Raw genomic sequence first — 19156 nt, 5'->3', positions numbered from 1 at the left:
TTTATTCTAGTCTACTAGCAGAATTAACATCTAAAAACAACGTTGCTTGTGGTTGTTGACGAAGAATAGAAGCTGGACAGTCTGTACCGATATAGCTTTGCAGCATATCTTTTACCACATTCGCTTTACGTTTTTCTGGAGCAAGACAGATAATTTTTTTAGCCGAACAAATTGTTGGGATGGTAACAGTAAAAGCATACTGTGGAACATTTTCTAAATTCGGAAAGTGACCTGTACTTACTTGTTGCTGACGGTTTACAGTATCCAGCTTTACCAGTTTTACGCTGTAAGGATCTTGAAAATTTGCTACAGCCGGATCGTTAAAAGCTAAATGTCCATTTTCGCCAACACCAAGACAGCATAAGTCAATCGGTTGTGCTTGCAATAATTTAGTGTAGCGATCGCACTCTGCTACTGGTTGTAATGTATCACCTTCTATATAGTGAAATTTCTTAGGGTTAACCCGATTTTCTACACGTTCTCGCATATAACGCCGAAAACTAGCAGAATGATCGGCAGTAATTCCCAAATATTCATCTAGATGAAACAGAATAATCCGTGACCAATCTACACCACCCAATGCAATCAAAGCATCAAGAAATTTGAGTTGGGAGTTACCTGTAGCTAACAATACAGCAGCTGTATCCTGAAGATTAAGAACTTGCTGTAAATACTTTTGCACGATTACGGCAACATCCTCGGCCATTTCGACTTCAGAGTTGTAAATCTGCACTAATAAATCGTCAACGCGAAAAAAGTTTGTGGCGGCTACCATTTGTTTACGAAGAAGGTTATCAATTATACGGCAGTTTGCCCAGAGATTTTACCTGTCTACCCTTATATGCCCTATTCAGTATAGATTTTAGGATTTAGCAAAGTAATTTGTGACTCTTGAAATTTTCTTCTCCAGTCCCCAATCCCCGTATTAACAAAGGAACAATCACTAAAGGCAAAAAACAATGTAAACTATTTAAATTAAGTTAACAATTATTTACATTTTACCCAAAAATCATGCTGGCTGCAATTCTCTTTGACCTAGACGGCACTATTGTCAATACCGATCCTATACACTACCGAGCTTGGCGGGAAATGCTGTTAAATTACAGCATAGAAATAGATGAAACATTTTATAAATCCCGAATTAGTGGAAGGCTAAATCCAGAAATTGTTAAAGACATTCTGCCACAATTATCGGCAGCAGAAGGGCAACAATTTGCAGACGAAAAAGAGGCGTTCTTCCGCAAGCTAGCCCCACATCTCAAACCGCTAAGTGGATTTTCTGAACTACTAGCATGGACAGAAACACATCAATTAAAACGAGCATTAGTAACTAATGCTCCTAGATTAAATGCAGAATTTATGCTAGAGGTTTTGGGGATAAAAGAAGCTTTCCATACAGTTGTTTTAGCGGATGATTGTATTGCAGGTAAACCCGATCCTGTGCCCTACCAAGTTGCCCTGAATAAATTGGGGATTACAGCAGAAGAAGCGATCGCTTTAGAAGACTCTCCCTCTGGGATTCGTTCAGCAGTGGGTGCAGATATCCGCACCATTGGCATCGCCTCCACCCACGAGCCGCAAATTTTGCAGTCAGTCGGTGCATTTATGGCAATTCCAGACTTTACTGATTTGCAGTTATGGACATTGCTAAACTCACTCATCGAGCCAGATTTAAGTGCGATCGCTTCTAATTTTTGAGGACATGGGGAAGAGGAGGCAGGAGGCAGGAGGCAGAAGGCAGAAATTCTTTAATTTTGAATTTTGAATTTTGAATTTTGAATTGATTTCTCCCCATCCCCAAAAACTCCACTTTTTAACCGAGCCATATCACGCAACGGTGGTGCGCCGAACAAGCGACTGTATTCACGGCTGAACTGTGAGGGACTTTCATAACCCACATAATGACTAGCTGTTGCTGCATCCATACCTTGCCCCAGCATCAGACGACGGGCTTGTTGAAGCCGAAGTTGTTTTTGATATTGCAAAGGACTCATGGTGGTGACAGACTTAAAGTGATGATGAAGCGACGAGGGACTCATGCGCGCTTCACGAGCGATCGTATCGATCCGAAATGGTTTTTCGTAGTTCCATTTCAGCCAATTGATCGCTCTGCTAATTGCTTGGAATTGTTTATCGACTAAAGCAATCTGTCGCAATCTAGCACTGTGTTCGCCAGATAACAAACGGTAGAGAATTTCTCGGACAATCAAAGGTGCGAGGATGGCAATATCTTGAGGCGTTTCCAACAATCGCACAAGTCGGATTGCAGCATCAAGCAGTTGCGGGCTAACAGGATTAATAGACAAGCCCGGTTCTGGTGGTTCGTTCGCAGGAGCCTCTAGTTTTGCCTCCATCATCAGTGTGCTGAGTTCTCCCATATCTAAATCGAGCCGAAGACACAAATACGGAAGGCTTGGCGTTGCTTCAATCACTTGACCGACAACAGGCAGATCGATGGACACCACCAAATATTGGTCTTGACCATAAACATACAGATTGTCTGCCAACATTACCTGTTTCTTGCCCTGAGCGACGATACACAGGGCAGGCTCATGCAGGGTATGGAGAGGGGCAGTAGGTTGTAATGAACGGATCAGGAATAACCGCTCGATCGCTGTGGGATGGACACCATCTCCATTACTGTTTTGTGCAATCAGAGCGGCTAGCTCGGACTGCTGCTTTCTAACAGTCTGTTCCATAATCTCGTTTGAAATCCTTTATTAAACTAACATTCAGGGCAGCCGCAATCTATTTAGCCGCTGAGGTCAGTTTATCTTTTTATGATAAACATGAATAAAAATGCAGGATTAGGCAAGAATTTCGCAGGTTCAGATTACCGCATCAAGCTTTGACTCCCTTAGATTAAGAGTGTGCTAGAGAATACAACAACTTGGAGATCCGGTTTTATGACTACCAACCAACAGAAAGTCGTACTAATTACAGGCGCAAGTAGCGGTATCGGTGAGGCAACAGCACGTCTGCTCGCTCGTAAGGGCATCCACGTCATCCTGGGCGCACGACGCACGGAACGGCTGGAAAACCTCGTGGCTACAATCCGCGCTGAGGGAGGCTCGGCGGAGTATCAGACTCTTGATGTTACTAATCGCGCCGACTTCCAAGCCTTTGTAGAATTTGCTCAGAGCAAATTTGGCCGCATTGATGTCATCGTTAACAATGCAGGCGTTATGCCGCTCTCGAAGCTAGAAGCGCTGAAAGTTGATGAATGGGACTGGATGATTGATGTGAACATCCGTGGCGTACTCAATGGCATTGCTGCTGGGCTACCGCTGATGAAACGCCAAGGATTTGGCCAGTTCGTCAACCTGTCCTCCATCGGCGGACACGCTGTCTGGCCAACCTGCGCCGTTTACTCAGCAACTAAGTTCGCGGTGTTGGCAATTTCGGAGGGGCTGCGTCAGGAAAATACTGACATTCGCGTTACAGTTATTTCACCGGGTGTAACGGAGTCGGAACTAGCCGATAGCATTACTGACCCCGAAGCTGGCAAAGGTATGGAGGAATTCCGCAAGATTGCGCTTCCGGCTGAGGCGATCGCCAGAGCGATCGCCTTTGCAATCGAACAACCGGATGACGTTGATGTGAATGAGATTATCGTGCGTCCTACAGGCAGCGTATAGTTACGCAAAGATGCGAATAATTTTGAATCTAAGCTAGTAGTAAAACAACTGAGAAGCCCTATATGACTACCCAAAATAAAATTCAACATCGCCAACTTGGTTCAATGGTCTAACTATTTTTCCCCTAGCTCGATGTAAATCTATCCCCAGAAGACTTAACCCGTATTGAAGCAGCAATTCCTGCATCTGCGATCGCAGGCACTCGTTACGATCGACATCAAATGCAGATGTTGGACAGCGAACGCTAATGCGATCGACAGCGCGAGCAAAGTACTAGAGGAGTTGTAGTAAGCAATTTGCTGCTTAGAAACTAAGGACTAATGTCTTACTACGAGCCTCTACTTATTTTTCAGCCAGAATCGCGTAGATTTCCCGTTTAACTTGCTCTAAAAGCTCGCGCACCCGATTTATCCGCTCCATATTGCCACTACGAGCCACCTGCGCCACCGCAGCAGCTAACTCTGTGGCGGCATTCCGCAACTCAATAAACTCTTGGGGCTTACCTGTAACAAAACTTTTGAAGGTATCCCAAGGAGTGTCTGAAGGTTCTTGTTGGGAACGTTCTGCCAATAATTGTTTACCTTCATCCGTAATCGTATAAATCCGCTTGCCCCCTTCCTGTACGCTCTTGAGATAACCTCCTTCTTCCAACAATTGGAGTGTTGGATACACTGAGCCAGGACTGAGGCGACGGAAACCACCATAGCGAGTTTCCATCTCTTTAATCAGGTCGTAACCATGACTAGGATGCTCAGATAACAATTCCAGCAGAATGAACTTGATGTCACCCCGACGAGTCCGGTATTCATCTCCCCAACCACGACCAAACATTTCATTATCAAAGCGTTTGTCATGATGTCTACCATGATGCTTGCCATGTCCAAACCAAGACCTGACAAGCAATGAATCCTCCTCGCTAACTCCTGCCCATGCAGGTGCGCCAAAACGTGATCGAAAATGTCTAAACATAAGTAAATCTCAAATCAACTTTCTCTAATATACGATATATCGGAATATATCGCGATATATCGGAATAGAATTTTGGTTAAGATTTGTAACAAAAGTAGCATCAACTAGTTAAGAGTCTGCACTTGTTCGACAAAAGACTCTACCCAATACTGCACGCTTTGTGGATTTTTAACTCGGAATTGGATTTGGGGAAAAGGTTAAAGGCTAAAGGTTAAAGGTTTTTTCTTTCCCCTCCCAAAACCCGACAAGCATTGAGACTCTACCCATTGCAAAAATGCTTAATCTACGGCGTTTAGTCGTAAATTAAGCATTTTTACTTGATTCTGAAGTGATAGGTGTAACAAAAAGTTCAGTCTACAGATAAAACCCCGTATTTTTAGATGGTTTGCTTTTTTTGTGTCTTGTATTTCTAGATAAAATATGTATAAATACGAGATATTTTAGTTAAATATTTTATTGAAATCGGTGTTAATTACAGATGTGAATATAAGAATTTATTGCTAGTTAAAATTATTAGAACTAATTTTGTGAATTTATAAAATACTTTATTTTTTTGTATAGATTGTGAACTTAACTTGGGAATACTAAGTGTGAGGAAAGTTAAAATTATACATAAACTGATGATTGTTTAACTTTTTTACTAGCATTCGCTGCTAAATAATCTAGATTCCTTTTTTAAACCACGTAGGGAACTAATCAGATTCAATCGGAGCTGACTAAGTTCTCTCAAAACTTTCATTGACCCCAACAACAGTTTATTTACACTTGCTTGATTCATATATCCTATTTAGTTAAGAATCACTTTAGGTTCAATACTATTCGGATAAGATAACCCCGCCTGGATTTGAGGGAGTGAAAGAAAAAATAGTCTCCCTTTTAAAGAAAGCCAGTGTGTTGGGAACTCTCCTAAATTTATAGGAGCAGGTGTCAGCAAAGCTGACTACCAGTTTTCTATTGAAGAAAAGCTGATTAAATATTTTTGTTTTGGTTGAGATAACAATGTTAGAAACTGACGGTGGCGAACGTGGTAGTGGCAGATAGGACGAGTGTAAAGTTCTCTCTCGATTATTTGCAGGAATTTTTGAGTGTTGCGGTCAAAAAACTAAAATCCCTCGTACTTTAGGCGGGAAATGAGCTTAAATTGCGGCAATGATTTTGCTAATGGCACAATTGAATGGTGTGAGTTCGACTTGACGAGTGCCTTCATATCCATAAGTCAAACTCACGCTCAGATAACTATCTGGCTTGTAGGGTAATCGTTCTGCCCATTCAACTGCCACAATTCCTGGTATCACTTCAACACCTTCCCAGTAACTTTCTAAATTTAGGGTTGCGACTTCTTGCGGTTCCAAGCGATATAAATCCAGATGGTAAAGGGGAAAGCGTCCTTCAGTGTACTCATTAATCAGCGTGAAAGTAGGACTGACAATGGGTTCAGCAATTCCTAAACCTTTACCAATGCCTTGAACTAAAGTAGTTTTACCAGCGCCCAAATCACCTTCTAGTAAAATCACGCTGCCAGATGTCAGGGATTCGCCAAGAGTAATACCTAAGCGCAGCGTCGCTTCTGTATCTGCAAGAAAAATTTTCATAATTAGTCATTAGTCATTAGTCATTAGTCATTAGTCTAAACAAAGAACAAATGACTAATTTTTTATCTTAAGTGATGACCTCTACCGTACCACCGTAATAACACTTGTGCTAGTTTCTGCGGATTGTGACGTACAAAACCTGTTTCATCTTCATACAAAACATTCGCTGGAACAATCCGTCGCCCTAGTTGAGTTACGGCTTCTCTATCGAGGAAAACGGGATGGGAGTTTTGTTGGGCGTAGCGGATAAGTGATTGCTCCGAAGGAGATTTTTTGTGTATTAATACAGCATCGAATAGTCGTCTTTGTCCGCAAGCAGCATCAATTGCTCTGATGTGATCGGCAACAGTATAGCCTTCAGTTTCTCCTGGTTGAGTCATGATATTGCAGATATAAATACGGGGGGCATCTGATTGAGCGATCGCATCGGCAATTTCTGGTACTAATAAATTAGGAATTAAGCTTGTATAAAGGCTACCTGGGCCAATAATAATGTAATCAGCTTCTTTAATTGCTTTAATAGCTGCTGGCACCGCCGGAGGATTAGCCGGAATGCAGCCAATTTTGACAATTTTACCGCCAGCTTTGGGAATACTAGACTCCCCCTCAATCCGACGACCATCGGCTAATTCTGCCCAGAGGCGAACATCACTGAGAGTTGCTGGTAGTACTTGTCCTCGCACCGCTAGAACTTTAGAACTGGCTGCAACTGCTTGTTCTAAATCTCCAGTAATATCGCTCATTGCCGTTAAAAACAAATTGCCAAAACTGTGACCCAGTTAATCCATCTCCAGCCCGAAAACGGTATTGAAACAATTCTGTTAATAACTTTTCTTCATCTGCTAGTGCAGCCAAACAATTGCGAATATCTCCTGGTGGTAGCACTCCAAATTCTTGACGCAAACGCCCAGAAGATCCACCATCATCGGCGACAGTAACAATTGCAGTAATATTAGCGCTATAGGTTTTCAGTCCTCTCAACAACGTAGAAAGTCCCGTACCACCACCAATTACCACTATTTTTGGGCCTCGGTACAATCGACGATGGGCCAGCAAGACATCAATGAGTTCCTCTCCGCCTTCTGCTCTTAGTACCTTAGTAATTGAGCCGACAGTCCGAGTTTGCCCCCAAAGCACTAACAGCAAGCCGCCAAGCAGTACCAAAGGCCCACTGATATAGTTCGGTAAGAGGTTGGTGATTACTCCCAAGAAACCTCTAACCAACTCAATCATCCAAAAAATTGGGGTTAGCTTAATCCAAATGGCTAACCCCAAACTCGCCAGCAGTACACCCCCAACACTAATTAACAACCAACGTTTTACCGATAGTCCAGGGGATAACCATTTGAACCACTGGTTAACTCGATAGGAAGTACGAGAGCGCGACTGCTTTTGCAGGGCGTTGAGGGCTTGTCTGAGAAAACCAATTGACATACCTGATTTGGAGCAGTGCTACAAACAATAATTAACAGAAAATTTACACCGCTTGGTTTAAAAAACCACGCGTGAAACTATTATATTTATCAATCCTATTAGACTAAGAGCAAGTCGTGAACATTGCCAGGATTTCTAGTTAAACAATACCCTGGCTTGATAAAAGTGAATTTAATGGAAAAACGAATTTTAGGATTAGATCCAGGACTGGCAATTTTAGGATTTGGGGCAATTAGCTGTACACAAAATCTCAAAAAGGTGCAAGAGACTACAGTAAATATGCTGGATTTTGGAGTAATTAAAACGTCAGCAGATGTAGAAATGGGCCAGCGCTTATGTACCTTGTTTGATGATTTACACACCCTGATAGAGGAATTTCAACCAGACTTAGTGGCAATCGAGAAACTCTTCTTCTATCGGATGTCAAGTACTATCCTGGTTGCACAGGCGCGGGGTATAGTCATTTTAGTGTTGGGGCAGCGTCGTCTTCCTTATGTAGAGTTTACTCCGGCTCAAATTAAACAAGCTTTAACAGGCTATGGCAATGCTGATAAGTCAGAAGTGCAAGAAGCGGTGGCGCGGGAGTTAGATTTAGATGAAATTCCTAAGCCGGATGATGCTGCGGATGCTTTAGCAGTGGCTTTGACGGCTTCTTATCAGCTGTAGGTTGTAAAAAGAGAATAAAGTTGGAAACTGAATAATAAATGTGGAAACTAGAGAATAAAGTTGGAAACCAACTGGCACAGATGGGAACTTGGCTCAAAAAATCAGAATTTCATAACTTATATAAAATTCTGATTTCAAGTAAATAGGTAGGCACGATAAAACCGATATATGTTTAGTTTTGTCAAAACTGTGAAATAAGGAATTTCTAAGGTATTGCCTAAATTTATATTTCGTTACATACTTGGAATTCTCCCACACACTTACTTAGTAGCGATTATTGAATAATAATTATAGAACTTACGCAGTTTACACATTAACCATCATGTGGATAGTAGGCTTGTTAAGCTAAAAGTTCTGCCTTCTGGTTTGACGGGAGGCAGAGCCTCCGACAAGAGCGTTACAAGGCTCTGCCTTGTAAAGAGAGGTCATCCACACTTAGCTGTTTTTGTCAATGCATAATCTCATGTCCGCCTAATCACTTATGATTACCGTATCTGTGCAAAAATCCCAAAAGTCTTTTTCCCCCTGCTCCCTGCTCCCTGCCCTCTAAATGATAAGTCTTCAACCGGACATGATATAAGTCCTAAATTAATAACCCTCTCTACCTGTGCCCAATAAATCAAGTAGCCGTCATAAACTGCCTTCACCAGAACGTATATGACGGCTATTTTCTATTTATTTAGGTAATGGCTCAGACTTAGGTATTTCTAAAAAATAATTTATTCAATCTTGTGCTGCGGGCATCTTGCTCACTTTTCTTTGTGGACGGAATTTATATAAAAGTTAAAGAACTCTGATAGCATTGAACTGATCCAGTTTGAGTCTCGCCCATTGGTCATTAGGTAGTATTTTTGCATACGCTTGCAAAAAAGCAACAGCTTTACCTGTATCTCTCAATTGCTCAAAAACCAACACAAGGCGTTTAAGGATGGCAGGATAGTTTGGGTGTTCGCGATTCAACAATAACAAAATCTTAGCGGCATCTTCATACCTTGCCTGTAAACCCAAAAGTGAAGCTTTTTTAAGTAACAGGGGTCTGGCAAAAGGCCCTCAATTGCTAAACACTTTTCTACCATTTCAACAGCTTGATGAATTTGCCGCGTTTGCATATATGCAGCTAATCCAATGCGATAAAGATCGCCTCTTAAAGGAGAATCGGCATTTAACAAGTATGGATGTGCTTCAATATCTCTTAGGCAATCAAAATACCTTCTGTCTCTGTATGCTGCGGTGATCATCAGTAAGAAAGCATGGGGGTCAGAGCTACTTTCAAACTCTAAATGTGCTAAATTTTCTAGTTGAGAGTAGGCTTTTGCTTCTAACAACCGTAAAGCCTGGGTTGACCAATCTTCAGAAGGTTGCTGCCGATGTGACAAGATACGCATGGGTTGATAATCTATTTGAGTATTAGCAACTTGTCTAAATGCGATCGCCATTGTTGAGACCGATTCCCAGCGATTTATTGGTTCAAAGGCAAGGCAGCGTAAAATAAAATCTTCTAAAGTTGATGAAACCGATGAATTAATCTCACGAGGACGGGGAAAAGGTGTATACCGAGCAACTTGACTGAGAGTATCGTGAGGTAGTCGCGCTGTGACTAAATGGTAAATTAATACACCCAAACTGTAGATATCAGCTTTAAAAAGGGTTTCAGCAGTACGCCCTTTTAAAGTTGAGCCTACTACTTCAGGTGCTGAATAAAGAACTGTTCCACCATTTTCACGAGTCCGGGCATATATATCATCAGGTAACACACTACAGCCAAAATCAGTCAATTTTACCTGGTCGCCAGAAACAAGAATATTTTGGGGTTTAATGTCACCGTGGGACATTCCGAGTTGGTGAAGATGCTGTACTCCCATTAAAACTTGCTGGTAAATATCAAGGACTCGCTTGTAACTAGCGACAAATCCTTGTTTTCCTTGATCAAGCAGTTGAGAAAGAGTCAGGCTGGGGAAATACTCCATTTCAATGGCATACCATTCGCGCTCTGGGGGAATTCGTCCCATCCAAAACACTTTAATAACGTTGGGATGAGTTTCTGCACCCACCAATGCTGAACCCTCGGCAAGGTCTTCATTTTTTGCCCCCTGTTCTTTGGGAATTTTGACCGCAACAATTTGATTGTCTTCTAGACGTTGCGCTCGCCAAACCCAACCGTAAGTACCATCTCCTAAACATTCAAGGAGTTCGTAGCGATTGCCTAATCGCCGATCAGCCCGTGGAATAAAAAATTTAGATTTACGACTCATCAGTTTTCTCTGAGAATAATCTCTGACAAATGATAAATTGAAGGGTTAATGTTTTTTCGCATGGCAAATTCAAGTACGAGCAACTGCCCTCTACTGCTGCCTTTGACTCGTTCTTTTGCTTGAGTTTCAAATCCTCTGTTGATAATTTGCTGGAAATTTGAGTGTTCAGGAGGCGAGATAAGTCTTTTTGTCCAGTAAGCCAATAATAATAATTCTGCTGTTTCCTGCCAACGATGCTGTGCCAGCAACAAGTTTTTCACCTTACCTTCTAATTTCGACTGATCTTCTACGCTGCTGTAGCGCTCAAATTCAGCAATCAGAAAAGGCGAATGAGTGGTTTGGTCAAACCAAACTGCATCTGAGCGCACATCATCCCCAATATAAGCGTATTGTCCTTTTTGTAATGCTTGAACTTCTGCAACTCCTACGTAACCAAGATGATTGCCTAATAAGGCTAAGTAGGTCATCCCCAAGCTGTGAATTGATAAACCTAAATCCTCAACTCCCCATTGAATATTCCAAATTGGTAACAGATTTTGAGCCGTTTTAAGATTTTGCAGTTCAGTAGTTATAGCGCTTTCAAAACGTTCAGCCATTGAATCGTCCCCACAGATCGAGAACTTCTGGTGACTGTCCACCGTGAATCAGTGCTTTAGTACCGATTTTTACTAACAATGGTGCAGGAATTGAGCGTCCACAAATCAATGCTTCTCCGGTAGAAAGACTGGGTAATTCTTCGATATCAGCTTTGCTCACCATGTCCGAAGTTTTAGTAATAAACCTCTGATCGTCGGGATTTTTTAAGCGCATAGTAATTAAGGTATTGCATTGCGAAGTTACATCAGAATCTAGCTTTGAGGGACGCTGACTCACAATGGCAAACCCAATCCCAAATTTACGTCCTTCACCTGCAATCTTTTTGATAATGCGATGACTTACTGCTTGTTGTCCTGCGGGAGCAAAATTGTGTCCCTCTTCATAAACCAGAAAACAGGGACGAATGCGGTCTGTTTTACTGGCAGCAGCGCGGAGAATTTCACTAGATATCAAAGCTGTAATAATTTGTTTTGCTGTATCGCTTAAACCTTGTAAGTCAACCACTACAAGCCTACCGCGCTTATCACTGGGTCGACCTACCATATCATATATATCCGTAGGTCTAGCTAAGGCTGCGGAATAAAAACTTTGGGCTTCGTTGAGAACCCGTGACAGTTTCATGGAAGCAACTGCTGCACTGCGGCTATTCAAGGCAGCAGCTTCGGCAGAACTAAGTTCTTCCCACTCTCGTAACTTTTCTAAACCATCTCCTAAGTAGTACCGTAAAGAGTTAATATCTCTTGGTTCAGTTTTTTCACTTGTTTTCCAGTAACGAATGGCTACATCAAGTACCCGCTGTTGAGGCTCTGTTAATCCAGGCAGAATTTCACTCACATCATCCATTTCAAAGCGGTCAAACTGAAGTGCCAATTCTTGATTTTTACCTGCATATTTCTCGCGGAATGTAGTGTTTTGAGGAGTGTAAACTACAACTCCCGCACCAACTTCTTGCAAACGCTGAAAATTTTCTTGGATTTCGGGAATACTCTTGCGATCGCGGGGGTCATCAAGATTGCTAAAGTCAAGATTGAATTGCAAATTACCACCTTGCAGAGCGCGACCATATTCGCCGTGGGGGTCAAAAACCACAACTGTGCCATTATTGAGGGTGACAATACGCTCAATAATGCGACCAACTGTGTAAGATTTTCCCGAACCGGTCATTGCCAAGACTGCCAGATGTTCTGTTACCAAGCGGTTAACTTCTAAGTAGACAGGAACAATGTTGTCGCCAGATTCATAACCTACTAAGTTGCCTATATGTAAACTGGTTTGTTCATCAAATTCGTAGAATGAGCTAAGGAATTGATAGTCTACAGTTTCGACTTTCGCGCCAGGGTCAAGGGCGCGGCGGGGAATTTTAATTTGGCCTGTATATGGGTCTTTATAACCAACAAGTTCTAGTTTGGCAATTAACCGTTCTCCGGTAATTTGAGCGCCTGGTAGTAGTTCTAAATCTGTAAGGGATTGCCCCATTTCTGAGTTGTAGAGAACATTGCTGCGGATGATACCGTTAATTCGCCCTAGTACATTAATTTCTGGTTCTTCTTGGCGTTCTTGGTGACAAATGCGGACAAACTCGCCTCGTCTACCAGCAAACGAAGAGGAGAGAATCATTGTGAGATTGTTGGGATCGCCAGTATTACCTACCAATTTGCCTAGAATTTGATTTTTCATTGCCGTTTTTATAGATAGATTATTAAGAAAAATCATCTAGATCAGATAACCATAAATTCTCAACTTCACGCCGTCTGATTTCTGCTTGTAGACTTTGACTGTAATATTCGAGAAAATTATCTAAAGCTTGTTGTTCTCTTTCTGCCAACTGGATTGGTAAAGGAGTCGCTTGGGAACTTCCAGTTACTGTAAGTGCCATGACTTGAGAACAAATGCAATCAAGGTTATTTTGGTTCCAGTGAGGTTCATCCCCAATTAATTGCAGTAATTGAGGGGTATTGGTTTGTGCTGCTTTGAAGTGATAACCGAGTACGCCTAAAGAAATTACATCGCTTGGTTCCATACGCGGTGTTTGCACATTCAAGCGAAAAGCTGCTGTGCGGGTGTAGCTGTTGAGAATGCCATAAATAAAGCGTCTTTCCCCGATTCCGGCGATCGCTTCTTCTGAACCGATAATTTGACGAGTTAGATTTGCATCAATTCCCTCACTACTCAGGATATGTTTACGACCTTCTACTGTGCGTAAGTCTTGTTGAGCAATGTAAACGATCGCTCCGTAACGCTCTGATGCCAAGCCCACAACAGCAGTACCATTGGGATTCCAGGGCTGTAGCTTTTGGCGGTGAGTTGACCAAAAATTAGAAATTGCTGTTGTGGCACTATCAAAAGCACTGCGATAACTAGCATAACTCTCTGCTTCTCGCAAAGGCACCATGCTGCGGTCTAGTACCAGAGGACAATCTAGCAAAATCAGGTCGTAAAAATTTTCCGATCGCATTGCTCGATCTGCCATTTCATAAGCTTGGCGCACACCTATAAGTTGCAGGCGTTTTGATTGGTTTTCGTAGTTGATATCGTCAAGTTCGCAGGTGCTATCCTGACCAACTGTGGAAATGATATTATTATCAACTGCTAAATCAACACGAACCGCCGCCGCCGCATAGAGGAAGCCCCCGATAGTTTTTGTAGTTGTGGCTTTAGTTGCAATTCCTGCTACGCAGAGGTTTAAAGGATTGGGACGGTTAATTGAGCGCACTAAACCCGCTTGAGAAAAAAACGGGGCGACGCGCTCAATATCTCTAATTTGTTTTAGGATACGACCAACTGTTCCTGCTAAATTAACCTGTGATTGAATAGCGAGCGTTTGTGCTAGCGATCGCCCCTGAGTGTTAAAAGTTTGTGTCATAAAGCTAATGCCTCCAGAGCTTCTGCATAGGCTAAATAGGAACTGCCACGAATTGCATCTTGACCAAGTTCTGTTAACTTGGCTCCTTCAACCAATCCCTGAAATTGCAGGTCAGCTAATAGGTTTGGGCGGTTTTCCTATCCATAGAGAAAATAGTTGAATTTTGTAGTGCTGTGAGTGCTGTTGATGCATCAGCAAATTTTTGGGTAAGCAAGTGTAGCATGACAGTAAAGTGTTCTGGTTTTGGCTGAAATAAAGTTTGCTTTACTGCTTTGGCAACAGGTTGACCAGCAATACTATGTAGTTGCTCCAGCCATTTTTGCAGTTCTTGTTCTTGATCGAGTACAGCTAACGACCATAACGGTAGACAAGTAATGGCAAAGATTCCAGAGTGGGGGTGCTTACGGTAGTATGCAGTATTAATGCTGAAATCATCCCAAGCACCGCCAATTTGAGTGACAGTTTGTAATTTTCCTTGAAGTTCGTAACGCACTTCTGGAGCCAGTACCTGAAGTAAGGGTACATCTGGCTTTGCTCTCACACCAGAATGCCGCCGGATTTGCCATTCACAGGGGATAGAAGATTTTTCTGTTTCAAATGGGGGAATTAATAATAGTATCCTTCCTGGCTCTTGAGTCCAGTTGTACCATTGTTGTTGCTGTTTTTCGTCGGCTTTCTGAAAATCGCTGCCAAATAGCAGACACAAACCAGAAGACGGGAGTTGATTTTCTATAGGTTGAGCAGATATTACATCTTGTAAAATGCGACGGCGGCGATGGGTTGCTAAGGTTCCCGCTAACCAAACGAAAGCGTTCATGATGTTTTTGCTCCCAGCCGATATGTGCGAATGAGAAAGCCTTGATTAACAAGCTTCTCCGCTTCATCTGGTTCTAATTGGGGGTCACGTTCTGAGTTAATAGCGGTGATAATTCGCTGCCAGCGGTCGAAGGAAATACCTGTAGAAGCAAGGATGTTTTCTGCTATTTTTAGGCATTCTTGGCGACGTTGTTCTTTAAGTGCGATCGCACCCTTCAAGCTTCCTGTTGCTTCCAATTCTACCAGTGTAAACTTGTTATAGGGAGATTTTCCTTGTATTCCTTGTATTTTGAGTAAAGCATTCACACCCTGTTCTATAGCTTCTAAACTTGTATCATTTAACAGTTGTTTGTAGTAACTTGTGACTGCGTTTTCTAAAGATAAGACCTGACCTGATAAACCATCTAAGCTCCGTTTTGGTTCGGTTAGCAATGATTCAATGGCTGCATCCATTAATGGTTTAAAGTTCCCAAATTTAGCAGGCTTATCATAAGTCGAGTCACCACGAAGACGTTCAGCATCATCATCTTTGATGTCGGTTAAAGCATCTTCAATCAGGAGTGGTTGCGCCGATAATTTAGTAATTGGTTGTAAGTTTTTAGGATAATTGAAATCAGCAGGAGCATCATTTAGAACATCTTGCAATTTATCCAGTCTGTTTTTAATATTACTAAGTCTTTCTGTAAGTTGTTCGTAGGCTTGCTTAAGACGACGAAATCCACTAATAATTAAACCGTCAATTTCTCCTAAAGGAGTTTGTTTCTGAAGGTTTAGGTCAATCCCAACTTCTCGCCCTAGCTGTAGTAATCTTTCAGTGGCATCAGCAACTTTTAAATCTTTCAGAGATTGACCAAGAGTTCCTGCTTCTGTCACCTGTTTTCTACCTGTACTACTTTGAGGAGAGCTATAATGCAACGCTCCATCCAAGATATCGCGGATTTTTTCTAAAGATAAAGTAAACAAAGACACGGGAAAACAAGATAATTCCTTGACCTCTACCTTGATTTCTTCTTTTAGAGAATCAACACGATCGCAAATGCATTCTGCAAAATCTTGTACCGATTTAGCGAAAAGTTCGGCGCGACGGATGCGTTCCCACAAGGGTTTTGAATCATCCTCAAAATTAAGAGTCTTAATGTTTTCATCCACTTGCATACTGTTGTAATCGTCGCGGCGATAGACAGAATTGATATCTAGGAGTAATGAAAAACGCCATTTTGCTGCTGCAAGTAAAATTGTCGGCTGATTTTCAACTGCAATGCTAGTGTATTGATTTTCTTCTGCGGCTGTTAGGGCTGATAAGGAATCTTTAGCGCGTTTAATAGCAGCTTGAGCCGTGCTGGTTTTTGTGCCAACACGTTTACTGCCCAAAGGAGCGAAAAAATCCTGTACCTTTCCTTCACCAAAAACTACCTGCATATCCTGAACAATTTTTGGGTAGTCATTTTGTAACCAGTTCTCAGCTTCTTGAATTAAATTACCCAATTCACTGCGAGTCCGCAGGCTATATTTTTTATCTTTACCACCTGTACCGTCTGCCTCAACTTTAGCGAAATCTAATTCACAGGTTAAAGCCATCCACTCAATAAAAATATCCTTGGATTTTGCTCCTTCCCAAATGTAGCCCCAAAAACCATTCCCTTTCTGCTGCGTCTAAAGTCCAGGGTTGTCCCCCTAAAAGACGGTCGAGAATTCTTTTTAAGAAAGGCGGAAATACTGCATTTGCTGTATTATCGAGCCGATCAAATAACCAAGCACGTTCTTGTTGTTCATAACCAGCCCTCTGCGCTTTGGGGGTAATTCCCAGTTTCCCTAAAACAGCTACTAAAGCTTCTACATCTATACCACTACTGCGATCCAAGCGTGACAGTGATTGAGGCAAATTCTGTTCTATCAGTAAATAACGCCAAGCCCTAAAGAGTAAATCCTTTTCTTCATCCTTTAATTTGCCGCTAGGACGCAGAGGAAACGCGATCGCTCCTTGTTCATCCAGGTTTCTCCGCCATTTGTGGATTTCCTCCATTAATGGGCGTAACAGGGAGTTAGTCCGGTTAAAAAATGCTGTGGTAAAGCCTTGTCCATCTATTTTGAAGCCTACACACCCGGAAGTGGGTATTCCTATTTGATGCAGGGCAAACTCTTCGCTATCTGATAGCTGATAAAGGAGCAAGTATTGATGGGCATTTTTAAGGCTATCTGTTGATGGCTTACTAAAAATATCTACCAACCCCCGCGAAGAGGTCAAAGCTAAAACTGGGGTTCTTCCTTCTTGATGAAATTGTGTGGATGCTTGACTACATAAAAGTTCTAGTTTCTGGTGTATTGTTGACCCAAGCAACAATGAGTCTGCTTTGCGGGTGAAGTTTAAGTGCATCACAAGTTACCAGTCCTCCGTTGCGTCCACTAGGAGTAACAATTGCCACAATATCTTTTAATCCTGAGTTGACAGGATCGTATTTCCAGTTTTGATCCAGAAGACGCATAACCCCCGTTAATATTTGGATGGCTTTGTCTGCTGGAGGTTGCTTTTGCAGATGCTTGATTACTGATTCGTGAGCAGAATTAAAATCTGGGTCTCTAAAAATCAGCGAATTTTGGCTTTGTTTGCGATAACGCAAATTCAGCCGTCCCAACATAGCAATACTGGGGCCAATATGTGTTGCTTGAGACACTTCTAAGTCTTGTTCACCAATGAAACCTCGCCACAGCGCCCGTGCTGTATCTACAGCCGCAGCATGGGGATAGAGAAGGCTAACAAGTTGCTCCCAATCAGTTTTTTGCAGAGGAACTAAGAGTGTATGTTTGCCTAAGTTATTTTGGCTGTTGCGGCTTTCGTGAATTGCGTAGGTGCTGAGGTTGGCTAATAGTTGTCTGAGGTCGAGGGGTTGATCTACACCGTTCAATTTCCAAGTACTTTTGTCTCGGACAAACTTAGCTTCTCGTAAGGCTTTATTACAATCCACATCATCCCAGTTGACCTGGCGATAGTACAGGGCAATGGGTTCGTCGTACTCGTTGACGCCTGTTAATAAGGCGTTGAGTTCTTCTGTTTGCCATTGCGTTAAAGGAACTGGTAATTGCCCGTACAGTAATTTTTTGGCTGCTAGTAAATGAACTCGGTCTAGTTTAAGTTCATCGATGGCGTTATGGTCGAGGATATGGTCGCTAATGCGGTTAGAAACTTTTACAGATGCATCAAACAGTGCAGCGACTGTTGGCTGGTCTTTTTCTCCACTAATGCGGCGATCGCGCAAAATTTGATCTACATTAGCCATAATGACGTTAAACCAGCCAAAGTTACCGCCACTCATAGCGTAAGCAGCTTCTACTAAGCCTTCGGGATAGGTTTCGCTTAAGCGTCCTTGTTGTGTGAGAGCATTGACAAAATCACTAACATCTGCAAATGCATTTTGTGAAAGTTCAACTAATTCAAAACGTCGAGCTGTAGACTGGATTTCTCTTAGTTCATCACCAATCACTGGGGAACATAAGGCTACATATCTCAGCCAAGGTAATTTTCGCCGGGGGTCTTCTTCTTTGATAGCTTTCCCCATCAGCTTAATTGCCCGACCATCAAGACGTTTAATATCTTCAGGTTCTAAATCGTAGGTGGCGGCTTCGGCTGCTGTTTCTAGTTCATCCAGGGCAATCAAGATATATTTAATCCCAAATTGGCTTAAATAATCGTAAGCGGCTTGACAGAGATTTGTTACTAGAGAAGAGTCTTCATAGAGAATTTCATCTGAGTAGTTTTTTTCGACTTCCAAGGCTGCGGCTAATTTGCTTTCTTCAAAACCTTTAACAATTAGGCGGTCATAGGCTTCTTTGGCAATACTGGCTTGAATAGAAGTATCAAAGGTCTTTTTAGTTAGGGGTAAAAGGGCTTTATACAAACCGTAGCCAAACCAGTTATCGATGTTGTGGTATTCGTTGGCAATTTGGCTGTAACGGATATAAAGACCAAGATATTGTTCGCGGTCTGCGTCATTATCAAATAGTTTGGCATCAGTTAAAGACCCGGCTTGGTCGCGTACTGCCCAACCAGGGGAAGTATCGTTAATTTGGCTGATGAGTTCGTAGGCGAGGCGAGATTTACCTACACCCCATTGGGCGATGATGGCAAAGACATGGGCAAAGCGTTCATCTTCTTGGTCTATAAGGTGGATAAAATGACGAAATTTAAAAAAGAAATCTCCTTGTCCAACAATGGGATGAGTTAACGGATAGGAAGAAACACCAGTAGCAGCCCAGCGATAGGTAGCAATGTTATGGTTATCTTTTGCTAATTTGTGATTATTCATAACTTATTAGTCAGCATAGCTTTTATAT

General features: G+C 42.2%; 15 protein-coding genes and 1 pseudogene. 3 read left to right on the top strand and 13 right to left on the bottom strand.

Annotation, left to right across the window (positions count from 1 at the left end; translation table 11 throughout):
• Position 1 precedes the first annotated feature (1 nt).
• On the bottom strand, positions 2–775 hold the full coding sequence (locus NSTCB13_RS31520; RefSeq protein WP_448274982.1) for a glucosamine-6-phosphate deaminase: 774 nt from the start codon (positions 773–775) through the stop codon (positions 2–4).
• Positions 776–1011: 236 nt separating this feature from the next.
• Between NSTCB13_RS31520 and NSTCB13_RS31515 the strand changes: the two genes are divergently transcribed.
• Positions 1012–1698 (top strand): HAD family hydrolase, encoded by a 687-nt coding sequence (locus tag NSTCB13_RS31515; RefSeq protein WP_448274981.1) that lies wholly within the window; start codon positions 1012–1014, stop codon positions 1696–1698.
• 50 nt (positions 1699–1748) lie between these two features.
• On the opposite strand, the gene NSTCB13_RS31510 is transcribed toward NSTCB13_RS31515, so the two are convergent.
• Entirely contained in the window at positions 1749–2699 is a 951-nt protein-coding gene (locus NSTCB13_RS31510) for an AraC family transcriptional regulator (protein ID WP_448274980.1), read from the bottom strand.
• Between the two features lie 171 nt (positions 2700–2870).
• On the opposite strand from NSTCB13_RS31510, the gene NSTCB13_RS31505 reads away from it, so the two are divergent.
• The gene (locus NSTCB13_RS31505) at positions 2871–3638 is read left to right on the top strand and encodes an SDR family oxidoreductase (RefSeq protein WP_448274978.1); all 768 of its coding nucleotides are present in this window, start codon (positions 2871–2873) and stop codon (positions 3636–3638) included.
• A gap of 342 nt (positions 3639–3980) precedes the next feature.
• Here NSTCB13_RS31505 and NSTCB13_RS31500 read toward each other — a convergent pair whose 3' ends face one another.
• The 3 genes and pseudogenes from NSTCB13_RS31500 to NSTCB13_RS31490 form a co-directional block, all read right to left on the bottom strand.
• Entirely contained in the window at positions 3981–4607 is a 627-nt protein-coding gene (locus NSTCB13_RS31500; RefSeq protein WP_448274977.1) for a PadR family transcriptional regulator, read from the bottom strand.
• A gap of 1136 nt (positions 4608–5743) precedes the next feature.
• On the bottom strand, positions 5744–6199 hold the full coding sequence (gene tsaE, locus NSTCB13_RS31495) for a tRNA (adenosine(37)-N6)-threonylcarbamoyltransferase complex ATPase subunit type 1 TsaE (RefSeq protein WP_448274976.1): 456 nt from the start codon (positions 6197–6199) through the stop codon (positions 5744–5746).
• A gap of 62 nt (positions 6200–6261) precedes the next feature.
• Positions 6262–7633, bottom strand: a pseudogene (locus NSTCB13_RS31490) (gluconeogenesis factor YvcK family protein).
• A gap of 174 nt (positions 7634–7807) precedes the next feature.
• Between NSTCB13_RS31490 and ruvC the strand changes: the two are divergent.
• Entirely contained in the window at positions 7808–8299 is a 492-nt protein-coding gene (ruvC, locus tag NSTCB13_RS31485; protein ID WP_322668374.1) for a crossover junction endodeoxyribonuclease RuvC, read from the top strand.
• A 956-nt stretch (positions 8300–9255) separates the two neighbouring features.
• Here the strand turns inward: ruvC and NSTCB13_RS31480 are convergent.
• From NSTCB13_RS31480 to NSTCB13_RS31445, 8 genes are all read right to left on the bottom strand, one after another.
• The gene (locus NSTCB13_RS31480) at positions 9256–10551 is read right to left on the bottom strand and encodes a serine/threonine-protein kinase (RefSeq protein ID WP_448274975.1); all 1296 of its coding nucleotides are present in this window, start codon (positions 10549–10551) and stop codon (positions 9256–9258) included.
• Positions 10551–11147, bottom strand: a complete 597-nt coding sequence (locus NSTCB13_RS31475; RefSeq protein WP_448274974.1) for a hypothetical protein — start codon at positions 11145–11147, stop codon at positions 10551–10553. Before NSTCB13_RS31475 ends, NSTCB13_RS31480 begins: the two co-directional genes overlap by 1 nt.
• Positions 11140–12825: an ATP-binding protein gene (locus NSTCB13_RS31470; protein WP_448274972.1), complete on the bottom strand. Its 1686-nt coding sequence runs from the start codon at positions 12823–12825 to the stop codon at positions 11140–11142. The genes NSTCB13_RS31475 and NSTCB13_RS31470 overlap by 8 nt, the downstream gene beginning before the upstream one ends.
• 22 nt (positions 12826–12847) lie before the next feature.
• Positions 12848–14011, bottom strand: coding sequence for a hypothetical protein (locus NSTCB13_RS31465; RefSeq protein WP_448274970.1), 1164 nt, complete (start codon positions 14009–14011; stop codon positions 12848–12850).
• 115 nt (positions 14012–14126) lie between these two features.
• Positions 14127–14828: a hypothetical protein gene (locus NSTCB13_RS31460; RefSeq protein WP_448274969.1), complete on the bottom strand. Its 702-nt coding sequence runs from the start codon at positions 14826–14828 to the stop codon at positions 14127–14129.
• A complete protein-coding gene (locus NSTCB13_RS31455) occupies positions 14825–16405 on the bottom strand; it encodes a hypothetical protein (protein WP_448274967.1) in 1581 nt (526 codons plus the stop codon). The genes NSTCB13_RS31460 and NSTCB13_RS31455 overlap by 4 nt, the downstream gene beginning before the upstream one ends.
• Positions 16406–16409: 4 nt before the next feature.
• The gene (locus tag NSTCB13_RS31450; protein ID WP_448274965.1) at positions 16410–17204 is read right to left on the bottom strand and encodes a hypothetical protein; all 795 of its coding nucleotides are present in this window, start codon (positions 17202–17204) and stop codon (positions 16410–16412) included.
• The gene (locus tag NSTCB13_RS31445) at positions 17122–19128 is read right to left on the bottom strand and encodes a hypothetical protein (RefSeq protein WP_448274963.1); all 2007 of its coding nucleotides are present in this window, start codon (positions 19126–19128) and stop codon (positions 17122–17124) included. The genes NSTCB13_RS31450 and NSTCB13_RS31445 overlap by 83 nt, the downstream gene beginning before the upstream one ends.
• Positions 19129–19156: the final 28 nt, after the last annotated feature.

The organism is Nostoc sp. DSM 114160 (assembly GCF_053470305.1).
The sequence above is the reverse complement of the archived record's forward strand: the minus strand, read 5'-3'. Positions and strand labels throughout refer to the sequence as shown.